The 13201-nt window shown below is 41.8% G+C and carries 13 protein-coding genes; 8 read left to right on the forward strand and 5 right to left on the reverse strand.

Going from position 1 to position 13201, the window contains the following annotated elements:
- Positions 1-37 precede the first annotated feature (37 nt).
- Positions 38-2605: an ATP-dependent chaperone ClpB gene (gene clpB / locus CKV69_RS09910; protein WP_015702679.1), complete on the reverse strand. Its 2568-nt coding sequence runs from the start codon at positions 2603-2605 to the stop codon at positions 38-40.
- 278 nt (positions 2606-2883) lie between these two features.
- Here clpB and dapF point away from each other — a divergent pair, with 278 nt between their 5' ends.
- From dapF to CKV69_RS09935, 5 genes are all read left to right on the forward strand, one after another.
- Positions 2884-3708 carry a diaminopimelate epimerase gene (gene dapF, locus CKV69_RS09915; RefSeq protein ID WP_015702680.1) on the forward strand — a complete coding sequence of 275 codons (825 nt, stop codon included), beginning with the start codon at positions 2884-2886 and terminating at the stop codon, positions 3706-3708.
- A 527-nt stretch (positions 3709-4235) separates the two neighbouring features.
- Positions 4236-4934: a DUF484 family protein gene (locus tag CKV69_RS09920; protein ID WP_015691106.1), complete on the forward strand. Its 699-nt coding sequence runs from the start codon at positions 4236-4238 to the stop codon at positions 4932-4934.
- Between the two features lie 41 nt (positions 4935-4975).
- Complete coding sequence (gene xerC, locus CKV69_RS09925; protein ID WP_038641820.1) at positions 4976-5863, forward strand: tyrosine recombinase XerC; 888 nt, start codon at positions 4976-4978, stop codon at positions 5861-5863.
- A 9-nt stretch (positions 5864-5872) separates the two neighbouring features.
- Positions 5873-6583: an HAD-IA family hydrolase gene (locus CKV69_RS09930; protein ID WP_015702681.1), complete on the forward strand. Its 711-nt coding sequence runs from the start codon at positions 5873-5875 to the stop codon at positions 6581-6583.
- Positions 6584-6605: 22 nt separating this feature from the next.
- Entirely contained in the window at positions 6606-7028 is a 423-nt protein-coding gene (locus tag CKV69_RS09935; RefSeq protein ID WP_015702682.1) for a nuclear transport factor 2 family protein, read from the forward strand.
- Between the two features lie 21 nt (positions 7029-7049).
- On the opposite strand, the gene CKV69_RS09940 is transcribed toward CKV69_RS09935, so the two are convergent.
- Both CKV69_RS09940 and folB read right to left on the reverse strand, forming a co-directional pair.
- Entirely contained in the window at positions 7050-7955 is a 906-nt protein-coding gene (locus tag CKV69_RS09940) for a DMT family transporter (protein WP_015702683.1), read from the reverse strand.
- Positions 7952-8308 carry a dihydroneopterin aldolase gene (gene folB, locus CKV69_RS09945; protein ID WP_015702684.1) on the reverse strand — a complete coding sequence of 119 codons (357 nt, stop codon included), beginning with the start codon at positions 8306-8308 and terminating at the stop codon, positions 7952-7954. The genes CKV69_RS09940 and folB overlap by 4 nt, the downstream gene beginning before the upstream one ends.
- Before the next feature lie 105 nt (positions 8309-8413).
- Here folB and plsY point away from each other — a divergent pair, with 105 nt between their 5' ends.
- Positions 8414-9019, forward strand: coding sequence for a glycerol-3-phosphate 1-O-acyltransferase PlsY (gene plsY / locus CKV69_RS09950; protein ID WP_005718674.1), 606 nt, complete (start codon positions 8414-8416; stop codon positions 9017-9019).
- Positions 9020-9074: 55 nt separating this feature from the next.
- Here plsY and zipA read toward each other — a convergent pair whose 3' ends face one another.
- On the reverse strand, positions 9075-10097 hold the full coding sequence (gene zipA, locus CKV69_RS09955) for a cell division protein ZipA (protein ID WP_370470654.1): 1023 nt from the start codon (positions 10095-10097) through the stop codon (positions 9075-9077).
- Positions 10098-10217: 120 nt separating this feature from the next.
- Between zipA and cysZ the strand changes: the two genes are divergently transcribed.
- Positions 10218-11021, forward strand: coding sequence for a sulfate transporter CysZ (gene cysZ, locus CKV69_RS09960; RefSeq protein WP_025248558.1), 804 nt, complete (start codon positions 10218-10220; stop codon positions 11019-11021).
- A gap of 109 nt (positions 11022-11130) precedes the next feature.
- Positions 11131-12078 carry a cysteine synthase A gene (cysK, locus tag CKV69_RS09965; protein ID WP_005724573.1) on the forward strand — a complete coding sequence of 316 codons (948 nt, stop codon included), beginning with the start codon at positions 11131-11133 and terminating at the stop codon, positions 12076-12078.
- 75 nt (positions 12079-12153) lie between these two features.
- Here the strand turns inward: cysK and hemB are convergent, their stop codons facing one another.
- Positions 12154-13179 (reverse strand): porphobilinogen synthase, encoded by a 1026-nt coding sequence (gene hemB, locus CKV69_RS09970; RefSeq protein WP_015702685.1) that lies wholly within the window; start codon positions 13177-13179, stop codon positions 12154-12156.
- Positions 13180-13201 lie beyond the last annotated feature (22 nt).

Below are 13201 nucleotides of genomic sequence, written 5' to 3' on the forward strand. Positions count from 1 at the left end.
ACGCATCAGCATTGGGCTTGAGAGATGAAACACAGATTTACTGATTGGCAATCACTTTTCCGTCAACATAGTCAATGGTGACTAATTGATTCGGTAATAATTTGCCTGACAGAATTTGTTGTGCCAACGGGTTCTCAATTTCTTGTTGAATTGCACGTTTTAACGGACGTGCGCCATACACCGGATCGTAACCTACTTCGCCAATAAAGTCTAAGCAAGCATCGGTGAAGTGTAATTGATAACCATGGCTTTCCATACGTTTGATTAAGCGAGCAAGTTGGATTGTCGCAATCTCACGAATGTTTTCTTTACCTAATGGGTGGAAGACGACGGTTTCATCAATACGGTTGATAAATTCTGGGCGGAAATGTTGTCCCACCACAGACATCACTAACTCTTTCATACTTGAGTAATCCAATGTACTGTTTTCTTGGATCAAGTGTGAGCCTAAGTTAGATGTCATGATTACCACAGTATTGCGGAAATCCACGGTGCGCCCTTGTCCATCGGTTAAGCGTCCATCATCTAACACTTGTAATAAAATATTAAACACATCATGGTGTGCTTTTTCCACTTCATCAAGCAAGATCACGGAATAAGGGCGACGACGAACGGCTTCGGTTAAATAGCCGCCTTCTTCGTAACCCACATAACCTGGAGGGGCGCCCACTAAGCGTGAAACACTGTGTTTTTCCATAAATTCTGACATATCAATACGCACCATCGCGTTTTCGTCATCAAACAGGAAATTGGCAAGGGTTTTACAAAGTTCTGTTTTCCCGACCCCGGTTGGACCTAAGAACAAGAACGATCCAATTGGACGATTTGGATCGGATAACCCGGCACGGCTACGGCGAATTGCATTCGATACTGCTTCAATGGCTTCATGTTGACCAATCACTCGTTTGTGCAATTCTTCTTCCATACGTAAGAGTTTTTCTTTTTCCCCTTCCATCATCTTCGCCACAGGAATACCAGTTGCGCGCGAAAGCACTTCGGCAATTTCCTCGTCGGTCACACGATAGCGCAGTAAAGTCATTTCTTTGCCTTCAGCGGATTCTGCTTGCGCCAATTGTTTTTCTAGCGCGGGGATCACTCCGTATTGTAATTCCGACATTTTTGCGAAGTCACTGGCACGGCGAGCTTGTTCCATTTGTGTTTTGGCACTGTCTAGCTCCGCTTTAATATGCTGTGTGCCTGAAAGGGCGGCTTTTTCAGCTTTCCAAACATCTTCTAATTCCGCATATTCACGTTCTTTTTCACCTAATTCTTTTTCAAGCATCGCTAAACGTTTACGACTCGCATCATCATCTTCTTTTTGTAGCGCTTGTTGCTCTAATTTTAATTGAATAATACGGCGCTCTAAACGATCTAACGGCTGAGGTTTAGAGTCAATTTCCATACGAATGCTCGATGCTGCTTCATCAATTAAATCAATCGCTTTATCAGGTAGCTGACGATCAGATACATAACGATGAGAAAGGGTCGCTGCCGCCACGATCGCAGGGTCAGTAATTTGAACATGGTGGTGGATTTCGTAACGTTCTTTTAACCCACGTAAGATCGCAATGGTATCTTCCACCGTTGGCTCACCAACAAACACTTTTTGGAAACGACGCTCAAGGGCGGCATCTTTCTCTATGTATTGACGATATTCATCTAGTGTCGTCGCCCCCACGCAGTGTAATTCCCCACGGGCTAAGCTTGGTTTGAGCAAGTTACCGGCATCCATCGCGCCATCGGTTTTCCCTGCTCCCACCATGGTGTGAATTTCATCAATAAAGAGAATCACGCGTCCTTCTTCTTTTGACAGTTCATTTAACACCGCTTTTAAACGTTCTTCAAATTCACCACGGTATTTTGCACCAGCAATCAATGCCCCCATATCTAAAGACAGAACGCGCTTATTTTTCAAGCCTTCGGGTACTTCACCATTGACAATGCGTTGCGCCAGCCCTTCGACAATCGCAGTTTTCCCCACGCCCGGTTCACCGATTAACACTGGGTTGTTTTTAGTACGGCGTTGTAATACTTGAATGGCACGACGAATTTCTTCATCACGCCCAATCACGGGGTCAAGTTTGCCGCTTTCTGCACGCGCCGTTAAATCAATCGTATATTTTTCTAACGCTTGGCGACTTTCTTCCGCATTTGGATCATTCACATTTTGTCCGCCACGGACTTTCTCTATTGCCTGTTGTAAATTTTCTTTTTTCACACCGCACTTTTTCAACACATCACCAAGTGTTTTGTCTTCTAACGCTGCCAGTAAAAACAATTCAGAGGAAATAAATTTATCTTGGCGTTGCTGTGCTAACTTGTCGCACAAGTTTAATAGATTCACTAAACTCCGTGAAACTTGTACATCACCACCGCTGCCTGACACTTGTGGTAATTTACTAAGCTCGGCATTTAATTCATTACGCAAGAGCGGTAAGTTTGCCCCACTTGCCGTTAAAATTGGCGCAGTGGAACCACCTTGTTGATTTAACAAAGCGGTGAGTAAATGGATGGGTTCAATAAATTGGTTATCTTTGCCAATGGCTAAAGATTGCGCCTCTTGCAGCGCTTGTTGAAATTTTGTCGTAAATTTTTCGATATTCATATTTGCTCTCCTGTAAAAATTAAATCGGGTTAGGGAATGTTCAAATATCCCTTCGATTTACAAGGAATAAATAAGCCCCTTTTTACCATTTTCAAGAGTCTTTAAGCGATATATTTAATTCAAACCTATTAAATGTCATATTTTCAATAGGTTACAGCAAAGAAAGAGCGGTCATTTTTTATGAGTTTTTGTGAGAGTCATCACGCTGTAATGATTTACTGATTTTTCTTGCCTGTTATAATGCCAGTCATTCAGCGTTTCAATTAAAGGACAGGAAAATGCAATTTTCCAAAATGCACGGCTTAGGTAATGATTTTGTAGTAGTGGATGCCATTACACAAAACCTCTATTTTTCTCCAGAAACCATTAAGCATTTGGCAGACCGCCATCGTGGTATTGGTTTTGACCAAATGTTGATCGTTGAACCACCATATGATCCTGATCTCGATTTTCATTATCGCATTTTTAATGCAGATGGCAGTGAAGTGTCGCAATGCGGTAATGGTGCTCGTTGTTTTGCCCGTTTTGTGACGTTGAAAGGGTTGACCGATAAAAAAGACATTGCGGTCAGTACGCAAACAGGCAAAATGATTTTATCAATTAAAGATGACGGCATGATCCGCATTAATATGGGAGAGCCGATTTGGGAACCTGCGAAAATCCCCTTTACTGCCAATAAATTTGAAAAAAACTATATCTTACGTACCTCTATTCAGACGGTGTTATGTGGTGCCGTGTCGATGGGCAATCCCCATTGTGTAGTGCAAGTGGACGATATTCAAACTGCCAATGTTGAGCAATTAGGACCTTTATTGGAAAACCACGAACGTTTTCCAGAGCGCGTAAACGCTGGTTTTATGCAAGTGATTCATCGAGGACATATTAAATTACGTGTGTACGAGCGAGGCGCTGGTGAAACCCAAGCTTGCGGTAGTGGCGCCTGTGCTGCGGTGGCAGTGGGTGTGATGCAAGGATTATTGGACAGTAAAGTGCAAGTGGATCTTCCTGGTGGGAGCTTGATTATTGAGTGGGAAGGCGTAGGTAAACCATTATTTATGACAGGTGATGCGACACACGTGTATGATGGAGTGATTCGGTTATAGGTTGTTGTGACTTTTCTTTGTTTCGCCAAAGAAAAGTAACCAAAAGCCACCTACTTTCTTTTGCTTGTACAAAAGAAAGTAGGCAAAGAAAATACACCCCGACTAAGCAACTTTTCCTCATTTCGTGCTTATTTTTTCACGAAAAGTTAGCAGACTACGCACTGCGTGCTTCGCTGGCGTAACTTTTCTAAAAATAAGTCCTCCATTCGGGTTGCTTACACGGGGCGATGGTTTGAGCATTATTCTCGCTGTCATAGCAATGATTTTTGTTTAGTCATAGTGACTTTTTTCCGTGAATGTTGCCCGAAGGGAAAAGAAAACTTTAGCCAAGTTACGCTAGCGAAGCACGCAGTGCGTAGTCTGCTAACTTGGCGTTAAAAAATTTTACTTTACCAGAGGAAAGCGCAACACTGGCGGGTCGCTTTTCTTTTGGTTTTCTGTGGCGAAGCAAAGAAAAGTGACAGAGAAGAGTAGATCGCTCATCGGAGCGAAAGCACGATTAATTCCTAACGAAAAAATAACATACTATGCAAAAACAATCCCTCACCCCAACTGACATCATCGACTACCTGACACAACACAAGGATTTTTTCCTTCATCACCCAGAAATACTGGATGAGCTTAATCTCCATCACACACAGAACAATACCCTGTCTTTAGTGGAAATGCAGCTTGACCGTCAGCGTCATCGTATTCAAGAGTTAGAAGCGGAGCTGGAGAAATTCACGCAACTTGCTATTCAACATAGTGATATTTTTCTGGGGTTATTGCCGTTACAACAACAGCTTTCTCAAGCACATAATCTCACAGAAGGGATTCAGAAACTTGATCAGTGGGTGAAAAAATTCGAATTGCAACAAGCCAAAATCCTCTTATTTACTGATGCGTGGCAGAAAGGTGAAAGTTTAACGGATGAAGTGTGGCTTGATCGTAAAGCGTTTGAGATAGTACGCTTAGAGCGTTTTGGTTTACGCCGTTTTTATTTGGGGCAAATGACACATAAAGAAAAAACCATGCTATTTTTACCGGAAGAATTTCCGATTGGTTCGGTCGCCTGTTGTTTGTTAGGTGGAAAAACCTCGCAAAAACCGACCGCACTTTTGTTATTTTCTGCCAGAGATGAGCGTCATTTTCATAATGGGCAAGATACTGAATTTTTGAAACATTTAGTGGATATTGTCACCTTACATTTGGGACGATGGGTGGACAGTTTTAAAAAAGCCTGAGTTGGCTTGTGTTAAAAATAAGTGGGATAACGGGGAGTGGAATGCAAGAACAGTTAGACAAATATTGGAATTATCTGCGCATTGAAAGACAAGTAAGCCCGCATACGTTGACGAATTACCAGCGTCAGCTTTATCGCATTGTGGACATTCTGGCGGAAAATGGGATCACAAGCTGGCAAGCCGTAACCCCCAGTGTTGTACGTTTTATTTTGGCGCAAAGTAATAAAGATGGTTTAAAAGAACGCAGTTTAGCATTACGTTTGTCGGTATTACGCCGTTTTTTTACCTATTTAGTCCAACAACAAGATATTAACGTCAATCCCGCTACTGGCGTGTCTGCCCCAAAACAAAATCGACACTTACCGAAGAATATTGACGCTGAACAAGTACAGCAATTACTGAACAACGATAGCAAGGAACCAATTGATATTCGGGATCGAGCGATTTTAGAGTTGTTATACAGTTCCGGTCTACGTTTATCCGAATTACAAAGTTTGAATTTAAACAGCATTAATACTCGAGTACGAGAAGTGCGGGTGATGGGTAAAGGTAATAAAGAACGTATTGTGCCTTTCGGGCGTTATGCCTCTCATGTAATTCAACAGTGGTTGAAAGTGCGTATCTTGTTTAACCCAAAAGATGAAGCGCTGTTTGTCAGCCAATTAGGCAATCGCCTTACTCACAGAGCTATTCAACAACGGCTCGAAGTTTGGGGAATTAAACAAGGACTAAGCAGTCATTTAAATCCACATAAACTGCGTCATTCCTTTGCCACACATATGCTCGAGGCGAGCTCTGATTTACGCGCGGTACAAGAATTATTAGGTCACAGTAATTTATCCACTACTCAAATTTATACCCATTTAAATTTTCAACATCTTGCGGAGGTGTATGATTCAGCACATCCGCGTGCGAAACGCAAAAAATAGGAAAATTGTATGAAATTCTACCGCACTTTACGTCCTTTTAAGTTAATCAGCTTTGATTTGGATGATACGCTGTATGATAACAGTGACGTGATTCGCCTCGCGGAAGAAAATTTTATTGAAAAAGTTAAACTTGAAAGTCAACTGGATATCTCACCGGAAGAATGGCGAGCGTGGAAGCAACGTATCGAACAGCAGCATCCTATGTTGTGTGAAGATGTGGTTGCTTGGCGTATTGAAACCTTGCACCAACTCTTAGCAAATTACCAGAAAAGTGCGGCAGAGATTGAGCGAGTTTGTCAACACGCTATGGCGTTATTTGTGGAATGGCGTCATAAAATTGATGTGCCGGCGCAAAGCCAACACGTGTTGAATTTACTAAAACAAAAATATCCACTGGTGGCAATTACTAACGGTAATGTCGAGCCACAACGTATTGGTTTATCGCAATTTGATCTCGTACTACGGGGCGGTGAACAGGGCAGAGCGAAACCCCATCAAGATTTATTCCATCAAACCGCACAACACTTTGCTGTTCAGCCGCACGAGATTTTACATGTCGGTGATAATTTAATGACAGACGTACAAGGCGCGATTCAGGCTGATTGTCAGGCGGTTTGGATTAATCTTTCAGGCAAAGTGCTACGGGATTTCCCAGAAGCAAGATTAATGCCAACCTTAGAAATTACCGAGTTGAAACAGTTGTTAATGTTGATGGCGTAAACATCGTAGTGAGGGAGGAAATATGCAACAACAACGAGAAGCCACGATAGCCTTATGGTTTGAGATGTGGCTGCAACAACAAGATTTAGGTATTGATCGGATCTTTACGGAAAATGTGATTTATATTGAAAGCTGGGGACCGAAATATACTGATCGCGCAACGCTCAAGCATTGGTTTAGCGAGTGGAACCAGCGTGGTAAAGTACAGGTTTGGGCAATCAAGCAGTATTTTCATAAAGGCAATCAAACGATTGTAGAGTGGACCTTCCATGATCAAATGCAAGATGGCAGGAAAGAGGCATTTGATGGTATGTCGCTAATTAAATGGTCTGGGCACAATCAAATTTGCTATTTACAAGAATTTGGTTGTCATCGTGAACATTATAATCCTTATGAACAGGGCGACATTCCCCAATTTCGAGAAGACAAAAAGCACTGGTTTTAACGATTAAGTAGAAATGCTTCTCTAAGACGAGCACGATTTTCGGTTACAAAGTAATAGCCCAGCAATGATTAAACCCGCACTGATCATGTGGTAGAACGCAAGAGTTTCATTTAACACTAATACCCCTAATAACGCTGCGAATAACGGTGTGGCATTTGTAAAGGCAGCGCCTTTATCCGCACCCACTAGCGAAATCCCATAGTTCCAAAAGCCATAAGATAGGATCGATGGACCGATGATTAAATAAGTAATAATGCTATATTGTGTTGGTGTTAACGTAGAGAAAAATGCAGGTGGCAATTGTTGATATTGCCAAATGAAGAGCGGGGTAAAAAGTAACATTGCCATACAAACTAACGTAGTTAACAGCACCGTATTGGGTAAGTGTGCTGGTTTAAGACGAATCAGACAACAATAAATAGACCAACTCAGTGCAGAGCCGAGTGCCCATAAATCCCCTTGATTCACTTCTAATTGAGTTAGACGTTGTATATCGCCTTGGCTAAGTAGCCAAAGAACTCCAACAAAACTAAACAATGCACCAGTCAATCCCGTAAAATCAATAGGATCACCAAAGACAAGGCGGTTGAGAAATAAGACAAAAATAGGGACTACCGCGAGGTAAATACTGGCATTGAGCGACGTTGTGGTTTGTAAACCCTGATATAAAAATACTGGGAAAATCACAATACCCAGCAGAGAAAGTGCGATCAAAATTCGCCAATGTTGACGGATCACGGGCGTAAATTGGCAGCTACGTTTACTAAATAATAGCAATAAGATTAAGGCAGCCGGAAACCAACGAGCATAATTTAACACAATGGGTGGAATGTCCGTGCTGAGTATTTTGCCAAATAGGTAGTTACTGCCCCAAAAGAGGGTGGCTAACAGTAAGCAAAAATAGCCATAACCTTGTTTGTTCGTCATCGTATTCCGCGCTCAATAATGATGCCGACATTACGTGCTTGTGCCACGGCTTTCGGTTTACTCAATTTTAAACGTAACCAGCGGATGCCAAAGCGTTGTTGTAATTGCTCCGCCATTTCATATGCCACGCGTTCAATCAATAAGAAGGGTTTTGATTGCACATAATCAAGAATAAACGCACTCACTTCAGCATAATTTAAACAATATTGCACATCGTCAGTTTCTGCCGCTTGACGGCAATCCCATGCCATTTCCAGATCAAACACTAATTTTTGTTTAATTTGCTGTTCCCAGTCATATACCCCAATTTGAGCGAAAACGGTCAGTTCCTCAATGAAAATGTGATCAATCATTCATTTATTCCTTCCAATATGAAATTTCATTAGGCTTATGCTATCAACTTTATGTACAATAGACGAATAAAATTTTTCCATGCCGACCACTCTAAAGGACAAAAAATGAGCCTATTTGCGATTTTCTATCTGTTCCTGGCGTATTTATTAGGATCTGTTTCTAGTGCAATTTTATTGTGTCGTTTAGCGGGGTTGCCTGATCCAAGAGAAAGTGGTTCTCATAATCCCGGTGCAACCAATGTCTTGCGTATTGGTGGGCGTTGGGTGGCATTGAGTGTACTCCTGTTTGATATGCTCAAAGGTATGTTACCTGTTTGGTTAGGCTATTATCTTGGTTTGACTCATTTTGAATTAGGGATGGTGGCATTAGGTGCTTGTTTAGGGCACATTTTCCCAATCTTCTTTAAATTTAAAGGCGGAAAAGGGGTGGCAACGGCATTTGGTGCTATTGCGCCGATCTCATGGGGTGTCGCTGGCAGTATGCTGGGCACTTGGTTATTGATTTTCTTCGTGAGTGGTTATTCTTCGCTCAGTGCAGTGATGACCGCGCTTCTGGTACCTTTCTATGTGTGGTGGTTTAAGCCCGAGTTTACTTTCCCTGTCGCTTTAGTGTGTTGCTTGTTGATTTATCGCCATCATGACAATATTCAGCGTTTGTGGCGTGGGCAAGAAGACAAAGTGTGGAATAAACTGAAAAACAAAAAAGATTAAGTTAGCTAAGTAACAAAAAAGGACCAGACGGTCCTTTTTTATTGCGCGTTTTAGGTTATCTGACTTTATCAAGATAGGCTTTTTCCGCTTGGTCATCAAAAATGGCTTGTTGATCAGTTAAGACAAAGCCGCCAAGATCTTCCGCAATACTTTTCGCTGCACGGATCATCATGCGTAAATTCATCAGATCATTGCCTTCTGATGGCAACTGCATAAAGAGGGCGATCCCAACGGTACTAAAGTCATGCATATTGTAATCAAATGTCCCAGGTTGTTCGATGTTGGCAACACTAAATAAGACTGGGCTGTTGACACTTAAATCAGAATGGCGGTGATAAATATTATGTTCACCAAATAAGAAACCTAATTCATCTAAAATTTTAGCCAGTCTTGCGCCTTGGAATTGATAATTTTCAGGTGCAACGACGTACATCATAATAAAAGTGGCATCCGTGTCTTGGCTTACATTTTCGCTTGCTTGTTGCTGAGCTTGACTTTCCATTAAGGCTTGTTCTTCCTGTAATGCAGCTAATGTCACGGAAGGTGATTGTTGTGCGAGATCAGCCAATTGTTGGCGTAATTGTTCGGAGTGAGTATCGATCCCTTCTTCTTGATTTGCATAATTCTCAACCTCTGCAATGGTGGTTAACGCGGGAGAGGTTGGTGGGGTATCGGGTTCAATTTTAGCTTGATAAGGTTGCTCTTCTTTAGGCAAAGTAATTTTGATATTTTCAATCGCTTGTTCAACGGCTTGTTGTTCATGGGCGAATTGTTTTTCTGCTTCAAAAGCAAAGGTACGTTGTGCCGGAGAAACCTCGGCGGTAGGTGTACTGGTGTTCGCATCCTTTTTTTCTTCTGATGCTGATTGGATATGCGCCGGAGGTTCTCTTAGACGAGAATCTCGCGTAAAGGTATTCGCACTTTTAAAGTATTGTGACTTTTCGCGGCGATTGGCCCATAAGCCATGAACCACCAAAATAATTAATGCGATAATGCCTAAAATAATTAAAATTGTATTCAAATCCATTATCCATTCCTCATCATTATTAAAAGGATAAAACTCGCATAAGCTTATCATATTTTCTAGGGCTTGTTGATCATTTGTTATGACAATCCAAGGATGAAAAAAACAGCAAAAAATTGCTTTTTGAGTGCTCGCTTTGTATGCTAGCGCTTTGTTAATTTATCGGGAGAACTTATGTTATCGCATGCTGAACTGAAGCAAGGCTTTCATTATTTTATGATGGGGTGGCATTTAATTACTCAGAAAGGGCTACGCCGTTTTGTGATTATGCCAATCCTACTAAACATCGTGTTACTAAGCGGATTATTTTGGCTTTTTATTACACAAATTGAAAAAATGATTGGAATGCTCATGCTCTCGATTCCAGATTGGTTAAGTTGGTTGAGTAGCATTTTGCTGATATTTGCTATTTTGATGATTTTAGTCCTGTTTTATTTTGTCTTCACGACCTTGTCAGGCTTTATTGCTGCACCTTTTAATGGTTTGTTAGCGGAGAAAGTCGAAAAAATGCTGACAGGTGAAAATCTGGTGGAGGGCAGTGTATGGGATTTTATGAAAGATATTCCACGGATGCTTGGGCAAGAATGGCAAAAGTTAGTGTATAGTTTACCAAAACTGATTATTTTATTTTTATTAGGTTTTGTGCCGGTTTTAGGGCAAAGCGTTATTCCGATTATTGTGACATTATTTACGGCATGGATGATGGCAATTCAATATTGTGATTATCCTTTTGATAACCATAAAGTGCCTTTTTTTGTGATGAAAGCAGAATTAGCAGAAAAGAGAGCACTTAGCTTAAGTTTCGGTGGTTTGGTAATGCTGTGTACTTTTATTCCTTTAGTGAATTTGGTGGTGATTCCTGTTGCTGTTTGTGGTGCGACGGCGATGTGGGTGACACATTTTCGCGAGCATTTAGCCATGAAACCGGTTAATCAGGAAGGCGTAAGTCGAGCGAGTACAGTCAGCATTGTAAAATAGTATTTTGTTATAAAATATAGCAAATGGCTATTTTTGTGGGGATTGGAATTATGGTAGAACTAAGCTATGGCTTAATTACTCAATGGATTGAACACAGAAGGAATACAAGATGACCATTTACTCAGATAATTCTTATTCAATTGGTAATACACCACTTGTGCGCTTGAAACACTTTGGTCAAGGCAATATTGTGGTCAAAGTGGAAGGGCGTAATCCCAGTTTTAGTGTGAAGTGCCGTATTGGGGCGAATATGGTATGGCAAGCAGAAAAAGACGGCATTTTGACGAAAGAAAAAGAAATTGTCGATGCTACCAGTGGGAATACTGGGATCGCCTTAGCCTATGTGGCAGCTGCACGCGGTTATAAAATCACTTTAACGATGCCAGAAACCATGAGTGCAGAACGTAAACGTTTATTACGTGGATTGGGCGTCAATTTAGTTTTAACGGAAGGTGCATTGGGCATGAAAGGGGCAATTGCCAAAGCAGAAGAAATTGTCGCGTCTGATCCACAACGCTATGTGATGTTAAAGCAGTTTGAAAATCCGGCTAATCCAGCCATTCACCAACAAACAACTGGACCGGAAATTTGGCGTGATACGGATGGTCAAATTGATGTGCTGGTTGCCGGTGTTGGCACCGGCGGGACGATTACAGGGATTAGCCGTTATATTAAACAAGATAAAGGTAAAGCGATTCTCTCTGTGGCAGTTGAACCTGCGGAATCACCGGTGATTAGTCAAACTTTAGCCGGTGAAGAGATCAAGCCTGCCCCACATAAAATTCAAGGCATTGGCGCGGGCTTTATCCCTAAAAATTTAGACCTTGCATTAGTGGATCGTGTTGAAACCGTGAGTAGTGAGGAAGCCATGCAAACTGCACGTCGATTAATGGCAGAAGAAGGCATTTTAGGGGGGATTTCATCAGGAGCGGCGGTGGCTGCCGCAGATCGTTTGGCAAAATTACCTGAATTTGCCGAGAAATTAATCGTAGTTATTTTACCGTCTGCGTCAGAACGCTATTTAAGTACGGCATTATTTGAAGGCATTGAGGCTTAATTCCTTCCCTTTATTACAAGCAAAGTGCGGTCAAAACGTATGAAATTTTGACCGCACTTTTTATTGCAAGAGACATTATTGATGTTGTTTGTCCCAATATAGCCATTCTGCTACTTGTTTGGCGTAATACGTCAAAATCCCATCGGCGCCAGCACGTTTGAAGCACAATAAAGATTCCATAATACATTCTTTTTCTTTGAGCCAGCCGTTTTGGATCGCAGCTTGATGCATGGCATACTCACCCGATACTTGGTAAGCGAAAGTTGGCACGCCAAAATGGGTTTTCACGCGATAAACCAAATCTAAATACGGCATGCCGGGTTTGACCATCACCATATCTGCCCCTTCTTGTAAATCTAATGCCACTTCTTGTAGTCCTTCATCACTATTGGCCGGATCTAATTGATAAGTTTTTTTATCGCCCCCTTTTAAATTGGTGGCAGAACCGACGGCATCGCGGAAAGGTCCATAATAATGAGAAGCATATTTGGCAGAATACGCCATAATGAGTGTATTGATAAACCCCTTTTCCTCGAGGGCATGGCGAATTTTGCCAATTCTACCATCCATCATATCGCTTGGTGCTACAATATCTGCGCCCGCTTTCGCATGGGAAAGCGCTTGTTTGACTAAAATATCGCTAGTGACATCATTTAATACATAGCCATGTTGATCAATTATCCCGTCTTGTCCATGTGTAGTATAGGGATCGAGGGCAATATCAGTAAGTATGCCAAGTTCAGTTGGGAATTTGTCCTTTAATGCTTTTACCGCGCGCTGTACTAAGCCATCAGGATGATAAGCTTCTTCTGCCATTAAGGATTTTTTCTCTTGTGCAATCACCGGGAAAAGCGCAATCACCGGTACCCCATATTTGACTAAAAGTTCGGCTTCAATTAATAGCTCATCAATGGTTAAGCGTTCTACACCAGGCATGGAAGGTACGGGTTCCCTTTGCTTTTCGCCTTCAATAATAAAAACGGGATAAATTAAATCCTCTACGCTGAGTTTATTTTCTGCCATTAAACGGCGACTGAAAGCTTGTTTCCGCATACGGCGTAGGCGACGTTGAGGGAAACTGGCAAAAATTTGTTGTGTCATGAATAGCGTCCTCGTGTTTAAG

This window comes from Pasteurella multocida, from assembly GCF_900187275.1.
Lineage (GTDB): Bacteria > Pseudomonadota > Gammaproteobacteria > Enterobacterales > Pasteurellaceae > Pasteurella > Pasteurella multocida.

Coding starts and splice junctions, on each gene's coding strand:
- xerC (WP_038641820.1), top strand. CDS start 4,976: ATGCAAGAACAGTTAGACAAATATTGGAATTATCTGCGCATTGAAAGA.
- CKV69_RS09935 (WP_015702682.1), top strand. CDS start 6,606: ATGCAACAACAACGAGAAGCCACGATAGCCTTATGGTTTGAGATGTGG.
- cysK (WP_005724573.1), top strand. CDS start 11,131: ATGACCATTTACTCAGATAATTCTTATTCAATTGGTAATACACCACTT.
- hemB (WP_015702685.1), bottom strand. CDS start 13,179: ATGACACAACAAATTTTTGCCAGTTTCCCTCAACGTCGCCTACGCCGT.
- CKV69_RS09920 (WP_015691106.1), top strand. CDS start 4,236: ATGCAAAAACAATCCCTCACCCCAACTGACATCATCGACTACCTGACA.
- dapF (WP_015702680.1), top strand. CDS start 2,884: ATGCAATTTTCCAAAATGCACGGCTTAGGTAATGATTTTGTAGTAGTG.
- plsY (WP_005718674.1), top strand. CDS start 8,414: ATGAGCCTATTTGCGATTTTCTATCTGTTCCTGGCGTATTTATTAGGA.
- zipA (WP_370470654.1), bottom strand. CDS start 10,097: ATGATAAGCTTATGCGAGTTTTATCCTTTTAATAATGATGAGGAATGG.
- CKV69_RS09930 (WP_015702681.1), top strand. CDS start 5,873: ATGAAATTCTACCGCACTTTACGTCCTTTTAAGTTAATCAGCTTTGAT.
- cysZ (WP_025248558.1), top strand. CDS start 10,218: ATGTTATCGCATGCTGAACTGAAGCAAGGCTTTCATTATTTTATGATG.
- folB (WP_015702684.1), bottom strand. CDS start 8,308: ATGATTGATCACATTTTCATTGAGGAACTGACCGTTTTCGCTCAAATT.
- CKV69_RS09940 (WP_015702683.1), bottom strand. CDS start 7,955: ATGACGAACAAACAAGGTTATGGCTATTTTTGCTTACTGTTAGCCACC.
- clpB (WP_015702679.1), bottom strand. CDS start 2,605: ATGAATATCGAAAAATTTACGACAAAATTTCAACAAGCGCTGCAAGAG.